The 23217-nt window shown below is 68.7% G+C and carries 24 protein-coding genes; 9 read left to right on the top strand and 15 right to left on the bottom strand.

The features are described from left to right. Positions 1–96: 96 nt before the first annotated feature. The gene (locus tag KOE53_RS06800; protein WP_370566954.1) at positions 97–1200 is read left to right on the top strand and encodes a threonine aldolase family protein; all 1104 of its coding nucleotides are present in this window, start codon (positions 97–99) and stop codon (positions 1198–1200) included. Between the two features lie 173 nt (positions 1201–1373). Here the strand turns inward: KOE53_RS06800 and KOE53_RS06795 are convergent, their stop codons facing one another. Continuing rightward, positions 1374–1976 (bottom strand): LysE/ArgO family amino acid transporter, encoded by a 603-nt coding sequence (locus KOE53_RS06795; protein ID WP_188057872.1) that lies wholly within the window; start codon positions 1974–1976, stop codon positions 1374–1376. A gap of 90 nt (positions 1977–2066) precedes the next feature. On the opposite strand from KOE53_RS06795, the gene KOE53_RS06790 reads away from it, so the two are divergent. Further along, positions 2067–2966: a LysR family transcriptional regulator ArgP gene (locus tag KOE53_RS06790; RefSeq protein WP_188045202.1), complete on the top strand. Its 900-nt coding sequence runs from the start codon at positions 2067–2069 to the stop codon at positions 2964–2966. A gap of 87 nt (positions 2967–3053) precedes the next feature. Further along, a complete protein-coding gene (locus KOE53_RS06785; RefSeq protein ID WP_188057871.1) occupies positions 3054–3404 on the top strand; it encodes a hypothetical protein in 351 nt (116 codons plus the stop codon). On the opposite strand, the gene KOE53_RS06780 is transcribed toward KOE53_RS06785, so the two are convergent. Both KOE53_RS06780 and KOE53_RS06775 read right to left on the bottom strand, forming a co-directional pair. After that, complete coding sequence (locus tag KOE53_RS06780; protein ID WP_188057870.1) at positions 3401–4105, bottom strand: response regulator; 705 nt, start codon at positions 4103–4105, stop codon at positions 3401–3403. The genes KOE53_RS06785 and KOE53_RS06780 overlap by 4 nt on opposite strands. Next, the gene (locus tag KOE53_RS06775) at positions 4102–5472 is read right to left on the bottom strand and encodes a sensor histidine kinase (RefSeq protein WP_188057869.1); all 1371 of its coding nucleotides are present in this window, start codon (positions 5470–5472) and stop codon (positions 4102–4104) included. The genes KOE53_RS06780 and KOE53_RS06775 overlap by 4 nt, the downstream gene beginning before the upstream one ends. 143 nt (positions 5473–5615) lie before the next feature. Between KOE53_RS06775 and KOE53_RS06770 the strand changes: the two genes are divergently transcribed. After that, positions 5616–6533, top strand: coding sequence for an ABC transporter ATP-binding protein (locus KOE53_RS06770; protein ID WP_188057868.1), 918 nt, complete (start codon positions 5616–5618; stop codon positions 6531–6533). Then, positions 6530–7648, top strand: a complete 1119-nt coding sequence (locus KOE53_RS06765; protein ID WP_188057867.1) for an ABC transporter permease — start codon at positions 6530–6532, stop codon at positions 7646–7648. The genes KOE53_RS06770 and KOE53_RS06765 overlap by 4 nt, the downstream gene beginning before the upstream one ends. Before the next feature lie 116 nt (positions 7649–7764). On the opposite strand, the gene KOE53_RS06760 is transcribed toward KOE53_RS06765, so the two are convergent. Together KOE53_RS06760 and KOE53_RS06755 are read right to left on the bottom strand one after the other, a co-directional pair. Further along, the gene (locus KOE53_RS06760; protein WP_188045196.1) at positions 7765–9144 is read right to left on the bottom strand and encodes a Na+/H+ antiporter NhaC family protein; all 1380 of its coding nucleotides are present in this window, start codon (positions 9142–9144) and stop codon (positions 7765–7767) included. A gap of 78 nt (positions 9145–9222) precedes the next feature. Next, positions 9223–10851 (bottom strand): amidohydrolase, encoded by a 1629-nt coding sequence (locus tag KOE53_RS06755; protein WP_251364185.1) that lies wholly within the window; start codon positions 10849–10851, stop codon positions 9223–9225. Positions 10852–10963: 112 nt separating this feature from the next. On the opposite strand from KOE53_RS06755, the gene KOE53_RS06750 reads away from it, so the two are divergent. The 3 genes from KOE53_RS06750 to KOE53_RS06740 all read left to right on the top strand — a co-directional run bounded on the left by KOE53_RS06750 (position 10964) and on the right by KOE53_RS06740 (position 13223). Next, positions 10964–11635 carry a TetR/AcrR family transcriptional regulator gene (locus KOE53_RS06750; RefSeq protein ID WP_188045194.1) on the top strand — a complete coding sequence of 224 codons (672 nt, stop codon included), beginning with the start codon at positions 10964–10966 and terminating at the stop codon, positions 11633–11635. A 101-nt stretch (positions 11636–11736) separates the two neighbouring features. Continuing rightward, the gene (locus KOE53_RS06745; RefSeq protein ID WP_188045193.1) at positions 11737–12324 is read left to right on the top strand and encodes a nitroreductase family protein; all 588 of its coding nucleotides are present in this window, start codon (positions 11737–11739) and stop codon (positions 12322–12324) included. A gap of 62 nt (positions 12325–12386) precedes the next feature. After that, on the top strand, positions 12387–13223 hold the full coding sequence (locus KOE53_RS06740) for an isocitrate lyase/PEP mutase family protein (protein ID WP_188057865.1): 837 nt from the start codon (positions 12387–12389) through the stop codon (positions 13221–13223). A gap of 15 nt (positions 13224–13238) precedes the next feature. Here the strand turns inward: KOE53_RS06740 and KOE53_RS06735 are convergent, their stop codons facing one another. After that, positions 13239–14639 carry an APC family permease gene (locus KOE53_RS06735; RefSeq protein WP_188057864.1) on the bottom strand — a complete coding sequence of 467 codons (1401 nt, stop codon included), beginning with the start codon at positions 14637–14639 and terminating at the stop codon, positions 13239–13241. Positions 14640–14696: 57 nt separating this feature from the next. Continuing rightward, positions 14697–16328, bottom strand: a complete 1632-nt coding sequence (locus KOE53_RS06730; RefSeq protein ID WP_206348579.1) for an amidohydrolase — start codon at positions 16326–16328, stop codon at positions 14697–14699. A 112-nt stretch (positions 16329–16440) separates the two neighbouring features. Here KOE53_RS06730 and KOE53_RS06725 point away from each other — a divergent pair, with 112 nt between their 5' ends. Beyond that, positions 16441–17058 carry a TetR/AcrR family transcriptional regulator gene (locus tag KOE53_RS06725; RefSeq protein WP_188045190.1) on the top strand — a complete coding sequence of 206 codons (618 nt, stop codon included), beginning with the start codon at positions 16441–16443 and terminating at the stop codon, positions 17056–17058. Here the strand turns inward: KOE53_RS06725 and KOE53_RS06720 are convergent. The 8 genes from KOE53_RS06720 to KOE53_RS06685 form a co-directional block, all read right to left on the bottom strand. Beyond that, positions 17055–17477, bottom strand: a complete 423-nt coding sequence (locus KOE53_RS06720; RefSeq protein WP_188045189.1) for a hypothetical protein — start codon at positions 17475–17477, stop codon at positions 17055–17057. The genes KOE53_RS06725 and KOE53_RS06720 overlap by 4 nt on opposite strands. A gap of 115 nt (positions 17478–17592) precedes the next feature. Continuing rightward, the gene (locus KOE53_RS06715; protein WP_188057863.1) at positions 17593–18375 is read right to left on the bottom strand and encodes a uroporphyrinogen-III synthase; all 783 of its coding nucleotides are present in this window, start codon (positions 18373–18375) and stop codon (positions 17593–17595) included. Between the two features lie 176 nt (positions 18376–18551). Further along, entirely contained in the window at positions 18552–18830 is a 279-nt protein-coding gene (locus tag KOE53_RS06710; protein ID WP_188057862.1) for a DUF3618 domain-containing protein, read from the bottom strand. After that, positions 18827–19279 carry a phage holin family protein gene (locus KOE53_RS06705; RefSeq protein WP_188057861.1) on the bottom strand — a complete coding sequence of 151 codons (453 nt, stop codon included), beginning with the start codon at positions 19277–19279 and terminating at the stop codon, positions 18827–18829. Before KOE53_RS06705 ends, KOE53_RS06710 begins: the two co-directional genes overlap by 4 nt. Further along, entirely contained in the window at positions 19276–19578 is a 303-nt protein-coding gene (locus KOE53_RS13530) for a YtxH domain-containing protein (RefSeq protein ID WP_241095462.1), read from the bottom strand. The genes KOE53_RS06705 and KOE53_RS13530 overlap by 4 nt, the downstream gene beginning before the upstream one ends. A gap of 127 nt (positions 19579–19705) precedes the next feature. Further along, positions 19706–21076, bottom strand: coding sequence for a hypothetical protein (locus tag KOE53_RS06695; RefSeq protein ID WP_188057860.1), 1371 nt, complete (start codon positions 21074–21076; stop codon positions 19706–19708). Positions 21077–21126: 50 nt separating this feature from the next. Then, positions 21127–22242 carry a CPBP family intramembrane glutamic endopeptidase gene (locus tag KOE53_RS06690; RefSeq protein WP_188057859.1) on the bottom strand — a complete coding sequence of 372 codons (1116 nt, stop codon included), beginning with the start codon at positions 22240–22242 and terminating at the stop codon, positions 21127–21129. Further along, a complete protein-coding gene (locus KOE53_RS06685) occupies positions 22239–23210 on the bottom strand; it encodes a CPBP family intramembrane glutamic endopeptidase (protein WP_188057858.1) in 972 nt (323 codons plus the stop codon). Before KOE53_RS06685 ends, KOE53_RS06690 begins: the two co-directional genes overlap by 4 nt. Positions 23211–23217 lie beyond the last annotated feature (7 nt).

The raw sequence follows: 23217 nt of genomic DNA, 5'->3' as shown, positions 1-23217 counted from the left end.
CTCCGCTTCGTTCATTGGTTAGTTACTTCACTAATGAACCTAGTGACCCCGCGTCGCAGTTGTCAAGGACCAGTTCGTCACCGGCGCGCCGCTAGGCTGGCGCCCGTGAATGCATCTCTCTCAGACGCCGCCGTGCTCTCCTCCCCCTCCGACCGGTCCTTTGCCTCGGACAATTACGCGGGCGCACACCCCGAGGTACTCGATGCGGTCGTCGCGGCGAGCACTGGCCACGCCCCCGCGTACGGCGACGACGGCTGGACCGCGCGCCTCAGCGAGGTGCTGCGCGGCCACTTCGGTCCGGATGCCGAAGCGTTCCCCGTCTTCAACGGCACGGGCGCGAACGTGCTCGCACTGCAGGCCGCGCTTCCCCGCTGGGGCGCCGTCATCTGCGCCCAGACCGCACACATCAACGTCGACGAGAACGGCGCCCCCGAGCGGGTCGGCGGCGTCAAACTGCTCACCGTCCCGACCGAGAACGGCAAGATCACGCCCGAGCTGATCGACCGTGAGGCCTGGGGCTGGGGCGACCCGCACCGCGCGCAGCCGCTCGCCGTCTCGATCACGCAGACCACCGAGTACGGCACCTGCTATTCCGTCGACGAGATCCGGGCGATCACCTCGCATGCGCACGATCGCGGCATGATCGTGCACATGGACGGCTCGCGCATCTCGAACGCGGCCGCGCACCTGGGCCTACCGCTCGCCGCGTTCACAACCGACGCCGGCGTCGACCTGCTCAGCCTCGGCGGGACGAAGAACGGCCTGATTGGGGCCGAGGCCGTTGTCACCTTGCGCCCCGGCGTCGCCCCCGGCTTCGAATACATCCGCAAAATGAACATGCAGCTCGGTTCGAAGATGCGCTTCCTCTCGGCCCAGCTGCTCGCCCTGTACGACGGCGACCTCTGGCTGCGCTCGGCGACCCAGGCGAACGCGATGGCGACGCGGCTGCGCGCCGGCGTCGACGCACTCGAGCCACTCGGGGCGCGCGCCTTCCAGGCCACCGAGGCGAACGGGGTGTTCGCGACGCTGCCCGCGGGCGTCGCCGATCGGGTGCGCACCGAGGCGGGATTCCACTTCTACGACTGGCCGGGTGTCACAAACGCCGTCCGCCTGATGTGCGCGTTCGACACGACGGAGGCCGCGGTCGACGCGCTGCTCGCCGAGCTGGGCGCGGCGTCGCGGGCGGCCTCAAACGCGTAGCCCACTGAGGCGTAGCGGGATCCTGCCGGGCGTCCAGCCCGAGGCGGAATGCCCCCCTGCCAGACGCGTCAATTTCTCTCCAGGTGACGCAATGTACGGGTGCGAGGCCCAAACACCGCAAGTATTTGACGCACCGAAAGCCAGGCGGCGGGAGGCCGCCCCAACGGCCCGAACTATCCGAACGCGATGCGGATCGCGAGCACGACCATGATCACGGCGACGCAGATGTCGAGGATCTGCCACGAGCCGGGGCTCGCGAAGAAGCGGGTGAGGTAGCGCGAGCCGTACCCGAGCGCGGCGAACCACCCCACGCTCGCGATCGCGCCGCCGACCGCGAACCACCAGCGCTCGGGGTCGCCCTGGGCGTTGCCAATCGAGCCCATGAGCACCATCGTGTCGAGGTAGACGTGCGGGTTGAGGTACGTGATCGCGAGGCAGGCGAGCACGGTGCGGCGCAGCGAGCCGGCCGAGTCGTCGCCGGCCACGAGCGCCTCGGGCTTGCGCGCCCGCATCGCCGCCGTGAACGCGTACCAGAGCAGGAAGGCGACGCCGCCCCAGCGCACGATCTCGAGCACGACGGGCGCCCGCTCGATCACGAAGCCGATCCCGGCGACTCCCGCGAACTCGAGCAGCGCGTCGGTCAGCCCGCAGATGAGCACCACCGGCAGCACGTGCTCGCGGCGAATGCCTTGGCGCAGCACGAAGGCGTTTTGCGCGCCGATCGCCATGATGAGCGACAAGCCGCTGCCGATACCGACGAGAAAGGGGAGGAGCATGCTTCGACGTTACGATGCCGAAGCGCCTCGCCACGAATTGAGCAGGGATCATTCTTCTGATGCAGATGAAACATTGCTTAAGCTAGGCCCATGGAGCTTCCCATCGAACACCTCGCCACGTTCGCTGCGATTCTCGACGAGGGCAGCTTCGAGGGCGCGGCGAAGCGGCTGCGCATCACGCCATCCGCCGTCAGCCAGCGCGTGAAGGCAATGGAGCAGCGGGTCGGCTCAGTATTGCTGCAGCGCACCCGGCCCGTCGCGGTGACTGCCGCGGGGGCGACGGTGCTGCGCCTCGCCCGCCAGCTCGACCGCCTGGTCGACGACGCGGCGCGCGAGCTGGGCGCCGGGCCCGCCGGGGCGGGATCCGGCCCCGCGATCATCCCGATCGTCGTGAACGCCGACTCACTCGCCACCTGGTTCGTGCCGGCGCTCGCCCGCGCGGCCCGCGAAACCGGCGCGCACTTCGAGGTGCTGCGCGCCGACGAGACCGTCTCGACCGCGGCACTTCGGAGCGGCACGGTCGTCGCCGCGCTCACGGCGACGCGCGAGCCCGTCCCTGGCTGCATTTCCACCAGGATCGGCGCCGCCCGCTACCGCGCCGTCGCGAGCCCCGAGTTCATCGCCCAACACTTCCCGAACGGCACCTCGGCTTCGAGCCTCGCCGCGGCACCGATGCTCGAGTTCGACCGGCATGACACGTTTCAGCAGCGCTACCTGCGCGCAGCCACCCGGGCCCGCGTCGACCCGCCGCGGCATTACGTGCCGTCGTCCGCTGAGTTCGCACGCGCGGTCGAACTCGGCATGGGGTGGGGCATGCTGCCCGAGGCGCAGAGCGCGGAGGGGATCGCCGCCGGACGCCTCGCCGAGCTCACCCCGTCGCGATCGCTGAAGCTGCCGCTGTACTGGCAGCGCTGGAACCTGCACTCGCCCGTGCTCGACGCGCTGTCCCAGATCGTGGAGGAGGAGGGCAAGGCAGCGCTCGAGGCATAGCGCCACCCGGGCCTTCGTGCCACGATGGGTGAACACAGGTGCAGCGGCACGGGTCGATGACGACACGCGTCGGGATTGGAGTCCGTCATGCGATACCTCCTCTTGGCCAGCGAGCCCGAGACCCCGCAGCACCACACCGACTCGTGGGCCGTGCACATCGAGGCGGCCGTTGCCTTCTGCGCACAGCTGGAAGACGAGCTCGCGGCCAGCTCCGAGCTCGAATGGTCCGAGGTGCTCGCGCCGGCGGATCACGCGCGAAGCTTCGCCGCCGACGGTTCGGTGACCGAGGGCACCGCGGGAGCACCCGTGCTCACCCGCCTGTGGGCGATCCGGGTCGCCGACGCCGCCCGCGCAGCGGAACTCGCAGCGCGCATCGCCCGCGAGCTCACCGCCCGGGTCGAGCTGCGGGAGTGTCTTGCGGGGGCGCAGCGCCCCTAGGCTTGGCCCGCGCCCCTGACGCTCGAGGCCACGCCATGCGTGTGGGCCCAGACGATGGCCTGGATGCGGTCGCGCGCGCCGAGCTTCTGCAGCAGGTTCGAAACGTGGGTCTTGACCGTCGCCTCGCCCACGAAGAGTTGTTCGGCGATCTCGGAGTTCGTCGCCCCGGTCGTGAGCAGCCTCAGCACGTCTTGTTCACGATCCGTCAGCCCGGCGGTGGCGAGCGGGCCGTCTGCCTGCGACGGGCGCGGCGCCGGGGCGGCGTCGCGGGTGGCACGTTCCATGACGGCGCGGGTCACGTCCGGGCCGAGCAGCGCGCCCCCGGCCGCGAGCGTGCGCACGGCATCGATCAGCTGATCGGCCCGCGCGGTCTTGAGGAGGAAGCCGCTCACCCCCGCGGCGAGCGCGTCGAAAAGGTACTCCTCGTGCCCAAAGGTGGTGAGGACCAGGATCGCGGGCGTGGGCCGACTTTCCCCCGAGGCTGCCCCCGCGAGAATCTGCCGCGACGCCTCGATGCCGTTCATTTCGGGCATCTCGACGTCCATGCAGATCACGTCGGGCGCGAGCCGCGAGGAGAGCGCGACCGCCTCGGCACCGTTGGCCGCCTCGCCGACCACCTCGATGTCCGGTTCGGTCTCGAGGATGATGCGGAACCCCGACCGCACGAGCACCTGATCGTCGGCGACGAGCACCCGGATCATGCCGTCACCTCAGACGTCGCCGGCAGGCCCGCGTCTGGCAACCCTGCATCTGGCAGCTCCGAACCGGGCAACACCACGTCGGGCAGGTCGCCCCGCAGCGGGATCCTGGTCCGCACGAGGAACCCGCCCCGCTCACGGGCGACCGTCTCGACCGTCCCGCCGACCGCTCCCGCGCGCTCGCGCATGCCGCGAAGGCCGAGCCCGCCGCCCCCGCCGTCGCGCGCCGAACCGAGACTCTGCGCCACTCCGGTGTCGCTGATCTCAAGCTCAACGGCACCCGCCTCGAAGCGCAGCCGGACCGCCGCCTCGGCCCCGCGGCCCGCGTGCTTGCGTACATTGGTGAGCGCCTCTTGCGCGATGCGGTACAGGGCAACGTCCACGAGCATCGGCACCGGGCGCGTCTCGCCCGCGACGATCAGGGTGGTCGAGAGCCCGGCGCTCTGCGAGGCCGCGACGAGCGCGGGAAGCTGGGCAATGCCGATGGTCGAAGAACGCTCATCGGGTTCGGGCGCACGCAGCGTACCCACGAGCCCGCGGAGTTCCGCGATCGCGGCCTCGGCGCTCGACTCGACGATTTCCAGCGCCGCGCTCGCCCGCTCGCGCCCCCGCTCGGGGTCTTTCTCGAGCAGGCGTCTTGCCACGGCCGCCTGGATGCCCATCACCGAGACGTGGTGCGCGACCACGTCGTGCAACTCTCGAGCGATCGCGATGCGGTCGAGCGCTACGGCCTGCTCGGCGCTCGTGCGCCGCTCGAGATCGAGCTCGCGGCCCTGCGCCTCGAGCTGCGCCTGGGTGCGGGCGGCCAGCCACGAGCGCTCCCCGAAGATGAACGCGCCGCCGAAGTACAGCAGGTTCGTGAAGATCTGGATGACCGCGTAGGTCGCAAACGCCGAGAAGAGCCCGCTGCGTGAGATCCCCGGCAGCGCTTCGGTGTCGGAAGACACGACGATGAGGGACGTCACGAGCCACACCACCATGGCGACGCTGATGCCGAGCCTGCTCCAGAACGCGAGCGGGCGCCTGGGCTCCCACGCCCCCACCGAGTACAGCGCGATGAAGAGTCCGATGTTCGTGATAAGCAGTTCGGGGACCCCGAACTGGCCGCAGACGAAGAACCCGACCGACACCGCGATCGCGACCGGCACGGGCCACCGCCGTCGCGCCACGAGGGGCAGCGTGACGAGTCCCAGCCCGAGCACCCACACCCAGGGCTCCGCGGTCTCTGCATAGATGCCGGTGCGCTGGTAGAGCAGCGCACTCGTGATCGCGGCGAGCGCGAGACCGAGCGCCAACGCGGCGTCCAGGCGGAGGTCGCTGCGGGTCGGACGAGGCCGAGTCCACTCGCCCGTGTCCCGAGTCGTGATCATACGATCCAGCGTACCGAGCACCCCGCGGCGGCGGATCCCCCGCGAGGCGGAGACACTCCCCACCGACCGAGGGAAACTCAGCCAGCCGGGGGAAGCGCCGCCCCGACCGCCCTGCCAGGCTGGACCCAACGAAAGGAACCTTCATGATCGAGATTCAGGGGATCAGCCGTTCGTTCGGCGACCGCCGCGTACTGGACGACGTGAGCTTTGGCGTCCAGAGCGGCCGCATGACCGGCTTCGTCGGTGGCAATGGTGCGGGAAAGACCACCACGATGCGCATCATCCTCGGGGTGCTCGCGCCCGACTCGGGCAGCGTCACGCTGAACGGCACGCCAGTCACGGCGGATGATCGCGCGGGCTTCGGCTACATGCCTGAGGAGCGGGGGCTCTACCCCAAGATGAAGGTGCTCGAGCAGCTCGTCTACCTGGGCCGCCTGCACGGCATGAGCTCCTCAGCGGCGAAGGCGTCGGCGGAGGGGCTCCTCGACCGCCTCGGCCTCACGGAGCGCGCGAACGACACCCTCGAGAGCCTCTCGCTCGGCAACCAGCAACGGGCCCAGATTGCCGCGGCCCTCGTGCACGAGCCCGCCGCCCTCGTGCTCGACGAGCCGTTCTCTGGCCTCGACCCGATGGCCGTCGAGGTCGTGCTCGGGGTGTTGCGCGACTACGCCGCGGCCGGCGCCCCCGTGCTGTTCTCCTCGCACCAGCTCGATATCGTCGAGCGCCTCTGCGACGACGTGGTCGTCATCGGCGGGGGCAGGATCCTGGCCGCAGGCTCGCGCGAGTCGCTGCGCGCCGAGCACTCGGGGCAGAGCTACGTGATCGAGCTCGAGGGCCCGAGCGCCGACGCGGGCTGGGTGCGCCAGCAGGCAGGGATCACGGTCACCCACCTCGACGGCGGCACCGCCCGATTCGATGCCGAGCGCCCGCGGGACGCGCAGGCGGTCCTGGCCGCAGCGGTCGCGCAGAGTCAAGGAGCGGACGCCACGGGCATCGCGGTGCGTCGCTTCGGCCAAGAATTCCCCACGCTCGCCCAGATCTTCAAGGAGGTAGTGCGATGAGCACCCAGACCCCGAGCCTCTCCGACCACCGGCGCCTCGGCCCCGCACAGGCCTCCTGGCTGATCGCGGAACGCGAGATCACCACGCGCCTACGCAGCAAGGCATTCCTGATCTCCACCGGGATCCTGCTGCTCATCGTGCTCGCGAGCGTGCTCGTGAGCGGGTTCATCGCCCAGTCCGGAGGCATCGGCGACCCGGCCAAGGTGGCCGCGGTCGGCGAGGCCGCCGCGCCCCTCGAGGCCGCGGGCTTCGAGGTCACGAGCGTCCAGGATCGTGCCGCCGCCGAGCAGCTCGTCCTGGATGGCGAGGTCGAGGCCGCGGTACTGCCGGGCGGAGACACCCCAGTCGACCTGACTGTGCTCGCGAAGGACAGCGCTCCCGTGGAGGTCATCCAGGCGCTGTCCGCGGCCCCGACGCTCGAGCTGCTCGTGCCGAGCGAGACCAGCCAGTTCCTCGCCTACCTGATCGCGATCGCCTTCGGCGTCGTGTTCATGATGAGCGCGATGACCTTTGGGACGACCATCGCGCAGAGCGTGGTGGAGGAGAAGCAGACGCGCATCGTCGAGATCCTGCTCGCCACGGTGTCGGCACGCAGCATGCTCGCGGGCAAGATCCTCGGCAACAGCATCCTCGCGCTCGCCCAGGTGGTCGCCATCGCGGCCCTCGCCTCGGTGGGCATGCTCGCGACGGGCCAGGACCTGCTGCTGGGCGAACTCGGCAGCGCGCTGATCTGGTTCGGCATCCTCTTCGCGTTCGGCTTCGTGCTGCTCGCGGCACTCTACGCGGCGCTCGCATCGCTCGTGTCGCGCCAGGAGGACATCGGCTCGGTGACGAGCCCGGTCATGATGCTGGTGATGATGCCCTACATCGCCGTGATCGTGTTCTACAACAACCCGACCGCGCTCGCGATCATGAGCTACATTCCCTTCTCAGCCCCGGTCGGCATGCCGATGCGGATGTACCTCGGGACCGCCGAGTGGTGGGAGCCGCTCGTCTCGATCGCCATCCTCATCGTGTCGATCGCGATCGTCTGGGTGCTCGGCGCGCGCATCTACTCGGGCTCGATCCTGCGCACCGGGCCGCGCGTCAAGCTGCGCGACGCCGTCAAGGGATAGCGGGGGAACTCACCCGCCCCTAGCCCGCCCGAACGCAATCGAGGGGTCTCAATCTGCGCCTTCGCACGAAGCGATGCAGCAGATTGAGACCCCTCGACGGTTCAGCCCGGCGAAACCTACGCCATCACGAAGCCCGCGATCAGGTACGAGATGAGCGTCAGCACCGCGGCGGCCCCGGCATAGGGCAGGATCGCCGTCATGAGCGACACCGGCTTTACCCCAACCGACTTCGAGGCGAGGATCATCCCGTCGCCGTAGAGGCAGGTCGTCGAGCCGAGGGCCGCACCCGAGAACACGGCCGTGCCGGCCAGGATCGGGTCGACACCCATCGCGATCGCGAGCGGCAGCACCACGGGGGTGACGACCGCGGCGAGGTCCCAGAACGCGCCGGTGGCGTAGGCGTACACGCCACAGACGAGGAAGACGACGGCGGGCAGCAGCGCGCCGGTCATCACGGGCTCGGTCACGCCGATCACGTACTCAGCGAGGCCCATCTCCGTGTTCATGTACTGCAGCATGAACGCGAGGATGAAGAGGATGACGACGTAGCCCATGTTGACGACGCCCTCGTACACGGCGTCGGGCAGGCGGCGGAACGTGATCTTGCGCTGCGGCAAGTAGAGCGCGAGCGCGACCACGACGGCGGCGGCAGCACCCGAGAGGATGTCGATCTCGCGCACCAGCGTGACGACGATGAGCGTGATGATCGGGATCAGGAAGTTGAACGGCAGCGGGCGACCGCGGCGCGGGGCCTCGTCCTCGGAGGCGAGCTCGACGGCGCGCTCCTCCTCGGTGAGCCCGGCGGGCAGGGTGTCGCCCGTCTCGTCCGCGAGCTGCTGCGCGCGCTTGAGGGGGCCGACCAGGGGCAGCACGCCGAGGGCGAGCAGCAGGCCGATCGCGAGGGCGAACCAGCCGAAGAAGATGAACGGGATGCCCTGCACATACGCGGCGAAGCCCGAACCGTTGACCGTGACGCCGTCAGCTTCGAGCAGCGCCGCGAAGAAGATCGCCCAGGTCGAGAACGGGATGATGACGGCGATGGGTGCCGAAGTCAGCTTGACGACCGAGCCGAGCATGGTGCGTGGAACCCGGTAGCGGTCGGTGACGCGCTTCATGGAAGTACCTACCGTCAGCGCGTTCAGGTAGTCATCGATGAAGAGGACGATCGTCAGCAGCCAGGTGAGCAGCAGCGATTTCCGCCGCGTGTTCACGAACGACTCGGTCCAATCGGCGAAGTCGCGGACGGCGCCCGAGGCGCTGAACAGTGCGATCAGGACGCCGAACAGCACGACAACAATGGCGAGCCAGTGCACGGTTGCGTCCGAGAAGGAGATGCCGACGTATTCGACGAGCGTGTCGAAGAAGCCCCAGCCGCCGAGCAACAGTGCTCCGACGACGGTGCCCGAGAAGAGGCCGAGGAGTGCGCGTTTGGTGAGCACCGAGACCACGAGCACCGTGGCGATGGGTAAGAGGGCGAGAGCGCCAAATTCAGTCATGCTTGCCTTTCAAATGGGAAATTTAGTGGGGCTTTGGGGGCCCTGCACAGCCCGGCAGGATCCGCCGATCGACACGCGCTAGGCCGCGTTGTCGAGCCGTTCGCCGTCGAGATAGGTCGCCTCGACCGGCAGGCCGATCAGGTCGTCGCCGTCGACCAGGGTGGGGTCTGCGCTCCAGAGCGCGAGGTCCGCCCGGGCGCCGGCCCGGATGACGCCGAGGTCGTCTTCGCCCTGTGCGATCGCCGCGCCCCGGGTGTACCCGTGCAGCGCCTCGGCGTTCGTCAGACGCTCGCCGGGCTCGTACACGAAGCCGTCCGTGTCGCCCGGGTGGCGGCGCAGCACCGACCAGGCGAGGCCGAAGCGGGCGTCGAGGTCGGCGATCGGCCAGTCCGAGCCGAGCGCGAGGGGGACGCCCGCGCGCAGCACGGATCCGGCGTTCCAGCCCTGGGCAGCGCGTGCCGGGCCGAGCCGCCGCGCCCACTCATCACTGCCGTCGGCGATGCGCCACTGCAGGTGCGGAAGCTGCATCGAGGCGGTGATGCCGTTCACCGCGAGGCGCGCGACGTCTGCGGGGTTCAGACACTCGAGATGCTCGATGCGGTGCACCGCGCGGCCCTGGGCCCGGCTGCCGACCGTCTCGTACGCGGTGATGGTCTCGCCCACGGCGCGGTCTCCGATCGCGTGCGTCGCGATCTGGAAGCCCGCCTCGGTGAACTCCTGCACCGCACGCACGAACTCGGCCTGGTCTCCCCAGAACCCGGCGAGCCCCTGCCCGTCAACGTCCGCCTCGTACAGCCACCCGGCACCCGTGTCGATGACGCCGTCGGCATAGAGCTTGATGACGCCGCCGCGCCAGCGCGCGCCAGCGCGATCACGCTGGGCGACGATGGTGGCGCGGTCTTCGGCGGTCGCGGTGGGCTTGACGTCCATCGCGCTCACGATGCGGACGGGCAGCCCGGTGCCGCTCGAGTCGAGCGCCTCGAGCAGGTCGAGCGTGCCCGAATTGCCGTCCATGATGGTGCCGCCGGTCAAACCCGAGCGGCGCATGCCGGCGAGGATCTCACGGGCGGACGCGAGTGTCTCGTCGCGGCTGAGCTCGGGCAGGATCGCGAGGATGGGCGCGTAGGCACTGTCCTCGCGCAGCTCGCCGGTCGGGCGTCCCGAGCCGTCGACGACGACCTCCGAGCTGTCCTCGAACGAACGGGCTCCGGTGATGCCAGCTAAACGCAGGCCCTCGCTGCTGGCGAGCGCCGTGTGGTAGTCGAAGAAGAAGATGATCGCGGGCAGCCCGTCGACGGCGTCGTCGATCATGCTCGCGCTGAGCGCCTCGCCGCCGAACACGGCGTAGTCGAGGTTCCACGCGCGCACCCACCCGTCGCTCGTCTCGCGGCGCACGCGGGCGGCCTCGCCGCGGAGAGCATCGAGCATCGCGCGGCGGTCGCCGATTCCCCCCAGGTCAATCCCCTGCGTCAGCTCGACCCCCTGAATCGGGTGGAGGTGGGCGTCGATGAGCCCCGGGGTGAGCGTGCGGCCGCTCGCGTCGTCGATGCGGGTGGCGGTGCCGCGGAATGCGTCGGCAATCTCGTCGGGCGCGCCCACGGCCAGGATCCTGCCGCCCGCGATAGCGACCGACCGCGGGGCGGCCACGTCATGCCCGGGAAGCTGCGTGCGCAGCTGGGCGCCCTCGATGATCAGTTCGGCAGTCATCAGCGACATTGCCCCTCCGCGGTGCATAGTTGAAACGAGTCGTATCGTCAATTAATTTACGTTGATTAAATAGTTCTTGCAAACGGAGCGACTGAGGTTGGGAGGCCGCACCATGGATGAGCCGGACACGAAGCGCCGCGCGGGGCGCCCGAGCACCGCCGTACTGACCCCCGAACGCATCATCGACGCCGCCTACCTGGTGGCGGATCGCGCGGGCGGAAACTTCACCATCGCGGGGATTGCGCGCACGCTCGGGGTGAAGCCGCCCGCGATCTACAACTACTTCACCAGCAAGGACGACGTCATCGCCGGCATGCGTGGCCAGCTCACCCTGCGCATTGGCGACCACGGCTTTGATCGCCTGCCCTGGTACGAAGCGGTACTGCCCTGGGCTCGGGCCTACCTCGAGGTGCTCGGTCGCAGCCCGGGCACGATCGCGGCCCTCGCGACACACCCGGTCGACAGCGAACCCGCGTCGATCGCTGACTACGAGCGGATCGTCCAGTCGATGCGGCGGGCCGGGGCCCCCGAGGCGCTTGTCGTGCCCGCCCTCGTCGCGCTCGAGTCCTTCATCATCGGATCGGCCCTCGACGCGCTCGCCCCGGAGGTAAACATGCGGCCAGAACGCAGCCCCGAGCGTGCGCCCGGGCTCCTCCGGGCCGAAGAGCTCGCGCGAGAATCGGCGCGAGAGCGCGGTCTGAGCATGGCGCGCGGCAACTTCGAGTTCGGCCTGTCCGCCCTGGTGGCCGGCCTGCGTATGCAGTTTGGTGAAAGCTACAAGTAAAAACGGGAATAGGTGCGCGGCCTCGGTCGTTACACCCAGAGCTCCCCCGAATGAATCGCGGCCCTGGGCATTGCCCGCAGGACCAGAAAGTGTTGCCTCGAATGACCCTGACGACTCCCTCTCGCCTCGCCGACACCAGCGCCCCCGTCCTCGATCACATCGCCGAGCGCTGGAGCCCGCGCGCGTTCGACACGGACTTCACGCTCGAAGAGGGCGCCCTGCGCGGCATTTTCGAGGCGGCCCGCTGGGCCCCGAGCGCGAGCAACACCCAGCCCTGGCGTTTCGTCATCGCCCGCCGCGGCTCGGAAGCGTTCGGCAAGATCACCGCGAACCTCATGGGGTTCAACCAGACCTGGGCCGGTTCGGCCTCCGCTCTCGTGGTGAACATCGCCGAGACCCAGACCGTCGACGGCAACCCCCAGCCGTGGGCCGTGTACGACCTCGGCCAGGCCGTCGCCTACCTCTCGCTGCAGGCGCAGTCAGAGGGACTGCACCTGCACCAGATGGGCGGCTTTGACGCCGACGCGATCGCCGCCGCCTTCGACCTCGACGAGCGCCACTCGGTCATCTCGGTGACCGCGATTGGCCGCCTGGGCACACCCGAGCAGCTGCCCGAGCAGCTCGCCGAGCGTGAGACCGCGCCCCGCGCCCGCATGGCGCTCGAAGAGCTCGTGCTCGTCAACGACTAACTCACACTGCGCGCCCAGGGCTACCCCTGGGCAAAGTGCCGGGGGCGGCGTACCGTGAAGGTATGACTGCCCCCGAACTGACTCCTGAGCACCACGAACTCGCCCTCCGCCTCGCCACCGAGCGGGCTCGCCTCGACGCCGCAGTACTTCACGGCCTCTACGCCGCCCCCGAGGTTCTGCGCGTCGTCAACGTGTGGGACGCCGTCAGCGCCCGCGTCGTCTCCGACCTCCCTCACACCCGGGCCATTGCGACCGCCGGGCACGGCATCGCCGCGAGCCACGGGTACGCCGACGGCGAGAAGATCCCCCTCGAGCTCATGCTCGCCTCGATCGCCGAGATTGTCGGCCAGACCGCGCATCCCGTGACCGCCGACCTCGACGGCGGCTTCGGTGACGCGGGCGACACGACTCGTCGCGCGATCGAGATCGGCGTCTCGGGTGCGAACATCGAGGACCAGCTGCGCCCGATCGGTGAGGCTGCCGCCGTCATGTCCGCGGCCGTCCGCGCGGGCGAACACGCCGGGGTGCGCTTCGCCCTCAACGCCCGCACCGACGCCTTCACGATCGGGGGCGGGCGCGAGCTCGACGTGAGGATTGCCGACGCGATCGAGCGCGGCCGCGCCTATCTTGACGTCGGCGCCACGGCGGTCTTTATCCCCGGCGTGCTCGACGCCGAGACCACCCGCCGGCTCGTCGAGGGCATCGGTATCGGCAAGATCAGCGTGATCGGCCTGCCTGGCGCGCTCAGCGCCGCCGAGTACGAAGAGCTCGGCGTCGCGCGCGTCTCGTACGGACCGATGCCGCAGAACGTCGCGCTCACGGCACTCAAACGGCTGGCCCTGAGCCTGCAGGCGGACGGCGTGATCCCGGCCGACACGGAGAAGCTCAACAACCTGTAGCCGGGATCCTGCCGCTTACTGCATCATTCCGATGTTGATTGGGCCGGTGAGGTCGGGGGCTTTCGCGCGGAACCCGCGCGTCGTGACGACGAGGAAGACAACCCCGATGGCGATCCAGATGCCACCGATGATCATCGAGACCGAGTCAAGGCTGAGCCACAGCCATACGTTGATCACGACGCCGACCGCGGGAACAAGAACGTACCCGAGAACCTGGGCCACGCCGCGCTGCTGCATGAACTTGAAGAACACGAAGATCACCGAGAGATTCACAAACGTAAAGGCGATGAACGCGCCGAAGTTGATCATCGATGCGGCCTGATCCAGGTCGACGAAGATCGCGGACAGGGCGATCACGGCGACGAGCAGGACGTTCCACGCGGGCACCCCGGTCTTCGGGTTGACCCGCCCGAACAGGCGCTTCGGCAGCGCGCCGTCGCGACCCATCGCGTAGAGCAGGCGTGCCGCGCTGAGCTGCTGCGTGATGCCGCAGCCGAGCACCGCCATCATGTATCCGCCGACGAAGAACGCCTGGAACGCGGCGCCGCCGATGTACTTCGCCATCTCAGGTGACGCACCGACGATGTCGCCGAGCTGGCTCACGTCGGGGAAGAGCACCTGCATGACGTAGGTGATGCTGATGAAGAAGAGCCCGGCGACGCCGACGATGATGAAAATCGCGCGAGGGATGTCGCGGGTGGGCCGCTCGGCCTCCTCCGCCAGGGTCGAGACGGCGTCGAAACCGAGAAACGAGAGCGCCAGGATCGCGGCGCCCGCCGTGATCGCCACCGCCGAGATGTCCGCCGAGTAGAACGGGGCGAACGAGAACTCGGCGCCGTTGGCACCATCGACGATGTTCTTGATCGTGAAGACCACGAACGCCACGGCCACGACGAGCTGGATGATGACGAGCAGCACGTTCGCCTTCGCCGCGATCTTCACGCCGAACAGGTTCAGCACGGTGCACACCGCGATCGTGAGGACGATCCAGATCCACATCGGCACGTCGGGGAAGACCGCGCTCATGTAAATGCCCGAGAGCAGGGCGTTGATCATCGGCAATAGCAGGTAATCGAGCGTCGCCGCCCAGCCCACGAGGAAGCCGAGGTGGGGGTTGATCGCCTCGCGCACGTAGGTGTACGCCGACCCGGCGATCGGGAAGAAGCGCACCATCTTCGCGTAGCTGAAGGCGGTGAAGAGCACCGCGACCAGCACCACGAGATACGCGAGCGGCACATGGCCGCTCGTCACGTCCGCGACGATCCCGAACATGTCGAACACCGCGAGCGGCGCCATGTAGGCGAGCCCGATGAAGACGAGGTGGTGCAGCTTCAGCGAACGCCGCAGCCCACCCTCCGTCGTCGGGGCAACGGATTCGACCGGTTCCGCGGTCGAGCGGGTGGGCAGCAGGGTCATGGGTGGTCCTTCACGTCGTTGTGCGGGTGGTGCGAGGTGGTGCGTAGCGCGCGGCGACTACGCGTCGGGCAGCTCGCCGTGCACATCGTGGATGGCGCGGCCGCCCACGATGGTGAGGTCGGCGCGCTGCTCGAGCAGCGCCGCAGGCTCGACCGCATACAGGTCGGTCGACCAGACGACAATGTCGCCGAGGTAGCCGGCCGTCAGCTTGCCGAGCTTGTCCTCGGTGTGGAATGCCTCAGCGCCGCCGAGCGTGTACGCCCGCAGCGTCGGGTCGAGTCCGAGGCGCTCGTCCTGCGTCCAGGCACCCGAGCCGTCAAGCCCCGCGCGGGTCATCGCGCTGTAGAGCCCGACGAGCGGGTCCATTTCGCCAACCTGCCAGTCGCTCGAGAAGGTGACGCGGGCGCCCGACTCGATCATCGAGCGGAAACGCCAGGCGCGATCCCAGCGCTCCTCGCCGACGTTCTCCATCCAGGTGCCGGCGACGAGGTCGGGCGATGCGTGACGCGGCTGCATCGCGGCGACGACGCCGAGGTCATTGAATCGCGGCAGGTCTTCGGGCGCGAGGCATTCGACGTGCACGATGCCGTGGCGGCGGTCGACCGTCTGATTCGCGCGCTGCGCCGCCTCGATCGAGTCGAGGGTGAGCTGGATGCCCCAGTCGCCGGTCGCGTGGGTGTGCACCTGGTACCCCAGGCGGTCGAGCTCGATGAAGAGCTTCGTGAACTCCGGCGGATCCATGCTCGGGTAGCCCTGGTGCCCGGGACGATTCGCGTAGTCCTGGAGCATCGCTGCGGTGTGCGGCTCGATCACGTCGTCGGCGTAGAGCTTGACCGGTCCGAGCGTGAAGCGCTCGTGCTGCGGGGTCTCGCGGATGGCGTCGGTGATGCGGCTGCGGAAGTCGCCGTCGGCGCCGACCGGGTGGAAGATTGCGGCAGTGACGCGCGAGGTGAGCTTGCCCTCGCGCTCGGCACGGGCGAAGAGGTCGAGCTCGGCGAGCGGGACCTGCGGCTCGACGACGCTCGTGATGCCCACTTCGGCGGCCATCTCGAGGCTCGAGAGGATCTTCCGGTAGCGGCGGTCCGGCGAGTACATCGGAATGTCCCGCTGCAGGCCGGCGAGGCCGTCCGTCGTCATCGCGCTCGTGTAGAAGTCGGTGACCCAGCCCGTCGGCTCGCCTGTGCGGGCATCGATCTCGGGACGGCCCCAGGCGATCTCGTTGCCGCTACGGATGCCGAGCGCCGCGAGGGCGGGGCGGTTCAACCAGACCGAGTGCTGATCGTAGGTGGTGATGAACACCGGGCGATCGGTGACGCCAACGAGGTCGTCGGCGTTCGGGCGGCGGCCCTCGACGACCGAGTACAGCGCGTTCTCGGCGCAGATCCAGTCGAGCTCGGGGTGCTCCTCGGCGTGCGCGGCGATGCGGCGGCGCACCTCGTCGAGGCTCGTGACACCCTCGAGGCTGACGGCGAGATCATCGAAGCCAAGCAGCAGGTGGTTATGCGTGTCGTTCACGCCGGGGGTGACCAGGCGCCCCTCAAGCTGCACGGTGCGGCGGGCGGGCGGCGCCTCGGAGGCGGGGCCGACGTAGGTGATGACTCCGTCGGTGAGCGCGATGGCTTCTGCCCACGGCTGGCCGTCGTCGAATGTCCGGATCCGTCCGCCGGTGAGCAGGGTATCTGCCAGCATCGCTGTGCTCCTTTGCGTTGAAGTACTCAGGGCCTCGCCCCATATTGTTTATTTGACGGTTGCGTCAAATAACTACTGCAGAGTTTCGCACGGGACTGGCATACTGTCAAACATGGCCCGCCCCAACACCCAAGAACAGCGCCGGATCGAAGTGATTCAGGCAGCGCTCGATGCCGCGGCGGCGCGCGGCTTGCGCCATGTCTCGCTCACCGACGTCGCGAATCAGGCCGGTGTGACGCGCGGTGCCCTGCTCTATTACTACGACGACTTGGACGCGATCCTGGTCGAGGCGCACTCAGCGGGCATGGCACGCGTGGGAGCGGAGCGCGCGGCCCTCGTCGCCGCGGCGCCGACCCCGCGTGAGCAGCTCTCGACCGCCATTGACGCCGGGCTGCCGAGCGGCCCCGACGACGCGCTCATGCGACTGCTCTACGAGTTCGACGTGCTCGCCGGAAAGTCCCCGCTGCACGACGAACTGGTGCAGCGGCTCTACCGCGAGCAGCTTGCGCTGTACCGCGACATTCTTGCGCGAGGCGTCGAGGCGGGCGACTTCGCACTCACCGGGGCTCTTGAAGACATCGCGATGAACTTCGTCGCGCTCGAGGACGCGTACGGGCTGCACATCGTCGCGGGCGGCAGCATCACGGTCGCTCAAGCCACACGGGCCATCAGGCTGTACGCGGCACAATCGGGAGCCGCAGTCGATACCCCGAGCGGGGCAGCGGGCTAAGCCTCGATCGAAACGACCTCGGGCTCGTCGCCGCCGAGACGCAGCGCGCGAATGAGTTCTGCGGCGTGCGTGGTCGAGACGATGACGCGCGAGAACCCGCTGAACTCGTTCACCCAGGCGCCGTCCTCCTCGACGCCGGTGGGCACGTCAATGTCGATCACGATCGCGTCGCGACCAGCGCGCGCGATCACGAAGTCCTTGCCTGCGAGGTTGCGCCACGTGCCAATGGCCATGCGGCCCGGCAGGTGCGTCCCCGGGGACCGCACGCCCCGGATCCAGATCCACGGGTCGTCCGTAATGAGCGCGGAGGTGATAGCCGAACGGTCGATCACGACGTCGTGACGACGCAACGACAGGGTCTTCTCTGAGGCCGTCAGTCGAATCACCACTCGGTCCGCATGCACCTCAATTCTCGCCATGCCTCTAGTCTGCCCCTTCGCACGTACGCGCGCACGCATCCGTCCAGGATTCCTCGGGAATCCGCAGCGGGGGGCCGGGCAGGTCGCCGGAGAACGGGGCAGGGAAGGACGCGAGTTAGTCGAGCATGTCGCTCGGATCGATCACAGACTCAACTGCGTCGATCAGCGACTGGGCGGTGCGCTCGTTCGCAACACCGTCAATGCGCAGGCCCTCGGCCTCGGCCTCGCGCTGGGTCTGCGGGCCCACGCACACCAGCAGTGTGCTGGTCGGGCGGACGCGGAACTGCGTGGCAACCTCGTGCGCGATGGTCGCCGAAGAAATCAGTAGCGCGTTGATGCGGCCCGACTCGACGTCCTCACGGATCCGCAACGACGCGGGGACGCCCACGGTACGGAAGGCAACGACCTGGGTGACATCGTGGCCGCGGTCGATCAGCCCGCCGGTCAGTACCGGCTTTGCGACGTTCGAGCGAAGGGTGAGCACCTTGAGTCGATCGCCCGTCGAGATCTCGGGCCATTCCTCCAGCAAGCCATCGGCCGAGTTATTGGACGCGCTCGGCGTGCGGGCGACCGAGTAGCCCGCGGCCTGGAACGCGGCAGCAGTGGCCTCGCCGACCACGGCGACGCGGGTGCGCTCGGGAATGACGGCGTTGTGGTGCGCCAGCACGTCCACGACGGTTGCGCTCGTGGCGGTGATCCAGTCGAACTCACCGGCTTCGAGACGCCGCAACGCGTCGATGAGCTTCTCTTCTTCGCTCGTGTGGGCGAAGTCGACGAGCGGCGCGATGACGGAGCTTGCCCCGCGCTCGCGCAAAGTCTTCGATACGAGCTCACCCCAGGATCCACCGCGTGGAACGAGGACGCGCAAGCCGGCGAGCGAATTGCCCTCAGCAGTCATATCCCCCACTCACTCGGCTCGAGGAACCTCTCGAGACCATCCTCTGACGTGTTGTGATTGATCCGGCGTGCGGAACAACCGATGGTCCCATTCTTACCGCGCGGGCCTCAGGACGCAAAACGAGGGCGCCTCTCAGGCCTGATGGGACCCAAACGTTACCCGAGCGCGCGGCGGAATTAGTTGATGCGACGAGAAATCCCCCGTGCCACGCCCCACACCACGAGGCCTGCCACGACGGCAACTCCGGCGCAACCCGCGGCAAAGACGAGCGGGCGAGAGCGTCGCGTCTCGGCAATGCGCGCCTTCGCGTCGTCAACCGCATCGTCCACGCGCTGCGCGTAGTTGAGCCGATCGCGCAGCTGCGCAAGAGTCGTGTAGAGCTCTTCCCGCGCCATGGCGGCCTCGGCGACGCCCAGCGATCGCTCACTCGGTCGTGCACTCGTGTAATCGTTCATGCGTGCCCGCCCTCATTTCCGGCTGTGCTGTTTCCGCGAGGACTGACCTGATCGGCGTTCACGCGGACCTCACCAAATGCGTACACATCGCCCTCGAGACGGCTGAGCGTCTCCTCCGGCACAGGATTCCCCCGCTTGATCAGCAGGACCCCTGCCCCGATTGCCGCCGCCGCCAGCGCGAGCAGACCTGCGCCGACGACGAGCGCGGAGAGCCAGACCGGCCAGACGACCGAAAGCCCCGCGATGCCAGCTGCGATGAAGCAACCGAGCGCAAAGAACAGGAAGAACAGTGCAACGATGATCGCGAGCGCGCCGATTCCGGCGTTCTTCGCCTTGCTGACGACCTCACGCTTCGCGTTGTCGTACTCCACCTTTGCGAGCGTGACAATCTGCTGAGGCAAACGGGCGAGCAGCTCAAAGGTGCCCGCCTGATCCGAACGCCGGCTCACAACTCTGTCGCGTCGGCCTTTGCCCGGCGCGCCTCGTCGGTGCTCTGCCACGCGGTCTCATCGACACGACGGGTCACCGAAGTAAAGAAATCCTTGCTTGCCTGAGCGGCCGCACGCTGCACGGCCTCGACCCGATCGCCGACGACGCCTTTCACTGCGCTGACCCCGCTCTGCACAGGAGGAGTCGCCCACACAGCCTGTGCCCCGCGCTTGATCTGCTCGTAGCGCTCGCGTCCCGCGCGAGTTCCGAGCACGTATCCGACCGTCGCGCCAAGCACGAATGCGATCTTGCCCTTCATATCTCCTCCAGACCCATGGCTCACCGCCACGTCATATTGACGAGCCTAACCCCGCGCGGGGCTCCAGCATATTCCGATCTTGACATACGCGCAGCTTTGGCGCCTCCCTGCAAGCGTTTGCAGGGCGCTAGGCGAGGCCCAGGAGCGTTCGTCTGAGCTCAATCATGCGCGGGCGGGCCTCGCCAACCGCGAGCGCCCAATCCCCTCCGGCCCACGCTGCGCCCGTCGGTCGAAGTGCGGCGTGCGCGACGTCAAACTTGGCAATTGCCCCGAGCCGTGCGTGCTCGTCGGGAATGCTCAACGGCGACGCAACGCTCGACCACTCGAGCCGACCGTCTCCCTCTGCCGGAAGTTCGGCGACCTCGGCTGCGGCGCACAGCGCAGCAACATCGGGCTTCGCGTGACGCGTGCCCGCGGAATGACGCGGACCAGAGAACCGAACGCGCCAGGCGCCCTCGTGGGGTGCAAGGCGCGCCGTCCAGCCGACAACGCTTTCCGCCAATCCGTCCAAGGCCAAAAGTACGGGCAGCGCGTCGGCACCGGCGTCATCCGACGCGAGCACCGGGGGCAGCCACGCTGGTCGCTGAATACCAATCTCGACATATGCACGAGCGTCCGCGGCCGTAAGCACCGGGTCCTCAGCGAAACCGAGGGCGTCCGCGCGATACGTCGAGTCTGCAACATCGATGACTACGGCTCGCACGTGCTCGTCAGCGGTCGGCTCTGCGCCATGGCAGCGCACCAGCCAGCCGCTGCCTTCGGTAGGGCGCCCAATCGCCACCACTGGTCGATCCGCTACCAGCTCCACCGAGTACAGCGCGAGGCGAGCCAGCATCGCCTCCCGCAGCTTGCCCCAGCCGCCGACCGGCTCAACCGTCGTTTCACGTGCAACATTCCGGTCCCCGTATGAGAGCGCTGCGCCCGAAAGCGACCCCACCCGCGAGAGCGTCTCGTTCAGTCCCGGGGCCAGTCGAGCCGTATCCACCTCCGACGCGGGCACGCCGACGCGCTCGCGCACGATCGGGTCGACCAGCACCCGCTCCACCTTCGTCCCGAGGCGACTGCGCACGAGCGGCCCGAGGCGCTGTTCCTTCCCGATCTTGAGCAGCGGACGCAACCGATCGAGATACGCGCGGAACGCGCCGCCGCCACCCAGGAGCGCAATAGTGCTCTCGGCAAGGGGCGTGGTGGGAATGCCCAGCACCGCGGTCGCTTCGAGTGGGTGCAGAGCGCCGTCAACACCGCGCAGCAGCACGCCAGACGGCGGGAACACCGAGAGCTCGGGCGCCGGGTGCAACACGGCGCTCTCACCCGGCAACTCCGCGCCGACCCGCGCAACGAGCGCCGCGAGCGCTCCGTCGGAGTCTCGCTGCGGGCCGACGGGAAGACTGATATCCGCCTGGTCGACGCTCACCCGCACCCTCAGGCCGACCTCGGCGAAAGCGAGTGCCGCGTCCAGCGCCGAGAGGCTTGATCCGGTTACCCATACGTCGATCATGCGTGTTTCTGCTCCACTTCATCACGGCTGCGCCGCGGTCGGAAAGACCGTTAGACCAGGCTATCCTGGCCGTTCGTGTGCGAACCGTATGCGGCGGGGGCCACTGATTGGGACCGCGGCGCAACGAAATCGACCCTCGTCCGAGACCAGCCGCCGCGCTTCCAGATCACTTCCGTCAACCAGGCGAACAGTGCGAGGCCGATGACCTGGGCGATCACGGTGCCCGGGCCTGCGCCCGTGACCGTCTGACCCGTTTCGCCGGTCACCCCGGTCGCCAAGACGCCGAATGCCACAAGGTTGTTGACCACGTGAATCGCCACCGCCGCTTCGAGCCCGCCGGTGCGCCACGCGAGCCAGGCCGCAGTGAACCCCATCGCGGCGACGGCGAGCAGCCCCCAGATGTCGTAGATATGCGCCAGGGCGAAGAGCAGGGTCGGCAGCAGCATCGCGAGCCATGGGCTGCGCACCCAGGCGCCGAGCACCTGCATCAGCATGCCCCGGAAGACATACTCTTCGGCGGCAGCCTGGAATGGCACGAGCAGCACGATAAAGAGGACCGACCAGAGCGCCAGTGTCGGATCAAAGTCGGGCGAGGCGGCGACAGGAGTCGCCTCAGCGGAGAATCCACTGAACAGGGGCGAGATCACCGTGTCGAGCAGGGTGATGACGCCCATGATGCCGATCGAGAGGAGCCCCGTGCGCCAGATCAGGCCCCAGCGCAGGCGCAGACCGACTGACCAGCCGCGCCCCAGAGGCCGAATCCCGAGGCAGAGCATCGCGAGCCAGACCGCCGGGATCATCAGCGCCACCGCGCCGAGCCCCACCGCAATGGACACGGGGTTCTGCGTATCGGGCACGACCAGGCTGTTGATGAACTCGAGGTCGAGCCACTGCGGCGCAACGATCACCGCGACGATCCCGAACACGATCCCGATCACGACGTTGAACGCAAGGTAGAACGCGCCAGATAGCACGAGCATCAGCAGCGGCTTCCACCAGCGGTAGTTCCTGATGCCTCGGTAGAGCCGGTGATACTCGAGCGGCTCGGTCTCCTGCAGCGGCTGGGATGCCGCGGCACCGTAGCCCGCCGGCGGCACGACCGGCGGCAGGTACGGCGCCGACGGCTGCTCCTGGTTCATGGGCTGTGGCGGGAACGCATCGGTCATCGCGCGGACTTCCTTTCGGGTGGTGAGGCCACGGTGGCGCCGCTCCAGCGCGCCCACCCGCCTCGGTCGAAGATGGCAACGGCGGCCCAGGTGTAGCCGAGCAGCCCGATCGTCGTGACGACGAGGGAGAGCGGCCCCGCGGCACCCGCGGTCTGCGCGGTGACCCCGGTGATTCCGCTCGCCAGGAGCAGGTAGACGGCCAGGTTATTGATCACGTGCAATGAGATGGCCGCCTCAAGCCCGCCGGTGCGCCAGGCCAGCCAGCCGGAGAGGACGCCGAGCACGGCTACTTGCGCCAGGCCCCACATGTCATAGACGTGCAGGCTCGCGAAGATCAGGGTCGGCACAACAATCGGGATGATCGGGTTCTTGATCCACGCCCCCAGAGACTGCAGGAGCACGCCGCGGAACACGACCTCCTCGCCGGCAGCCTGCAGCGGCACGAGCAGCACCACGATCAGTACTGACCACAGAGCCAACCCAGCGTCAAAGCCGGCAGGGCGCCCGAGCTCGGCGCCCGGCGTGCCCCACACGGATACGCCCAACGACACCGCCTCGATCGCTGCAAGCACGATCGCCGCAGGGACGAGACAGCGCAACAAGAGTCCCCAGCGGGGGCGCAGTGCGACGGACGTGATCCGGCCGAGTGGCGAGATGCCGACCGACCACATCGCCGCGGGAACCGCCAGCAGCCAGGAGGCGAGGCTCGCCAGGGTGACCAGGATCGCGACTGGATCCTGCGTATCCGGGCCAGCGAGGCGCGCCGCGACCGCCGCCGGTGTTCCGCTTCCGGTCGCCGCAAGCAGTGGGGTGAGGAGTGTCTGCACCAGCGCCGACAGCGACAGGGCGTAGATCGCGGTGAGCGCGATCAACGCAAGCGGCCGCCACCAGCGGAACCGCGGCGCCTCCCGCAGCAAGCGGTGGAAGGCGACGCGATCCGCCGGGGCGGCCGTCTCGGATGAGCTCATGAGGGAG

The organism is Leucobacter sp. CX87, assembly GCF_018682295.1.
Lineage (GTDB): Bacteria > Actinomycetota > Actinomycetes > Actinomycetales > Microbacteriaceae > Cx-87.
The sequence above is the reverse complement of the archived record's forward strand: the minus strand, read 5'-3'. Positions and strand labels throughout refer to the sequence as shown.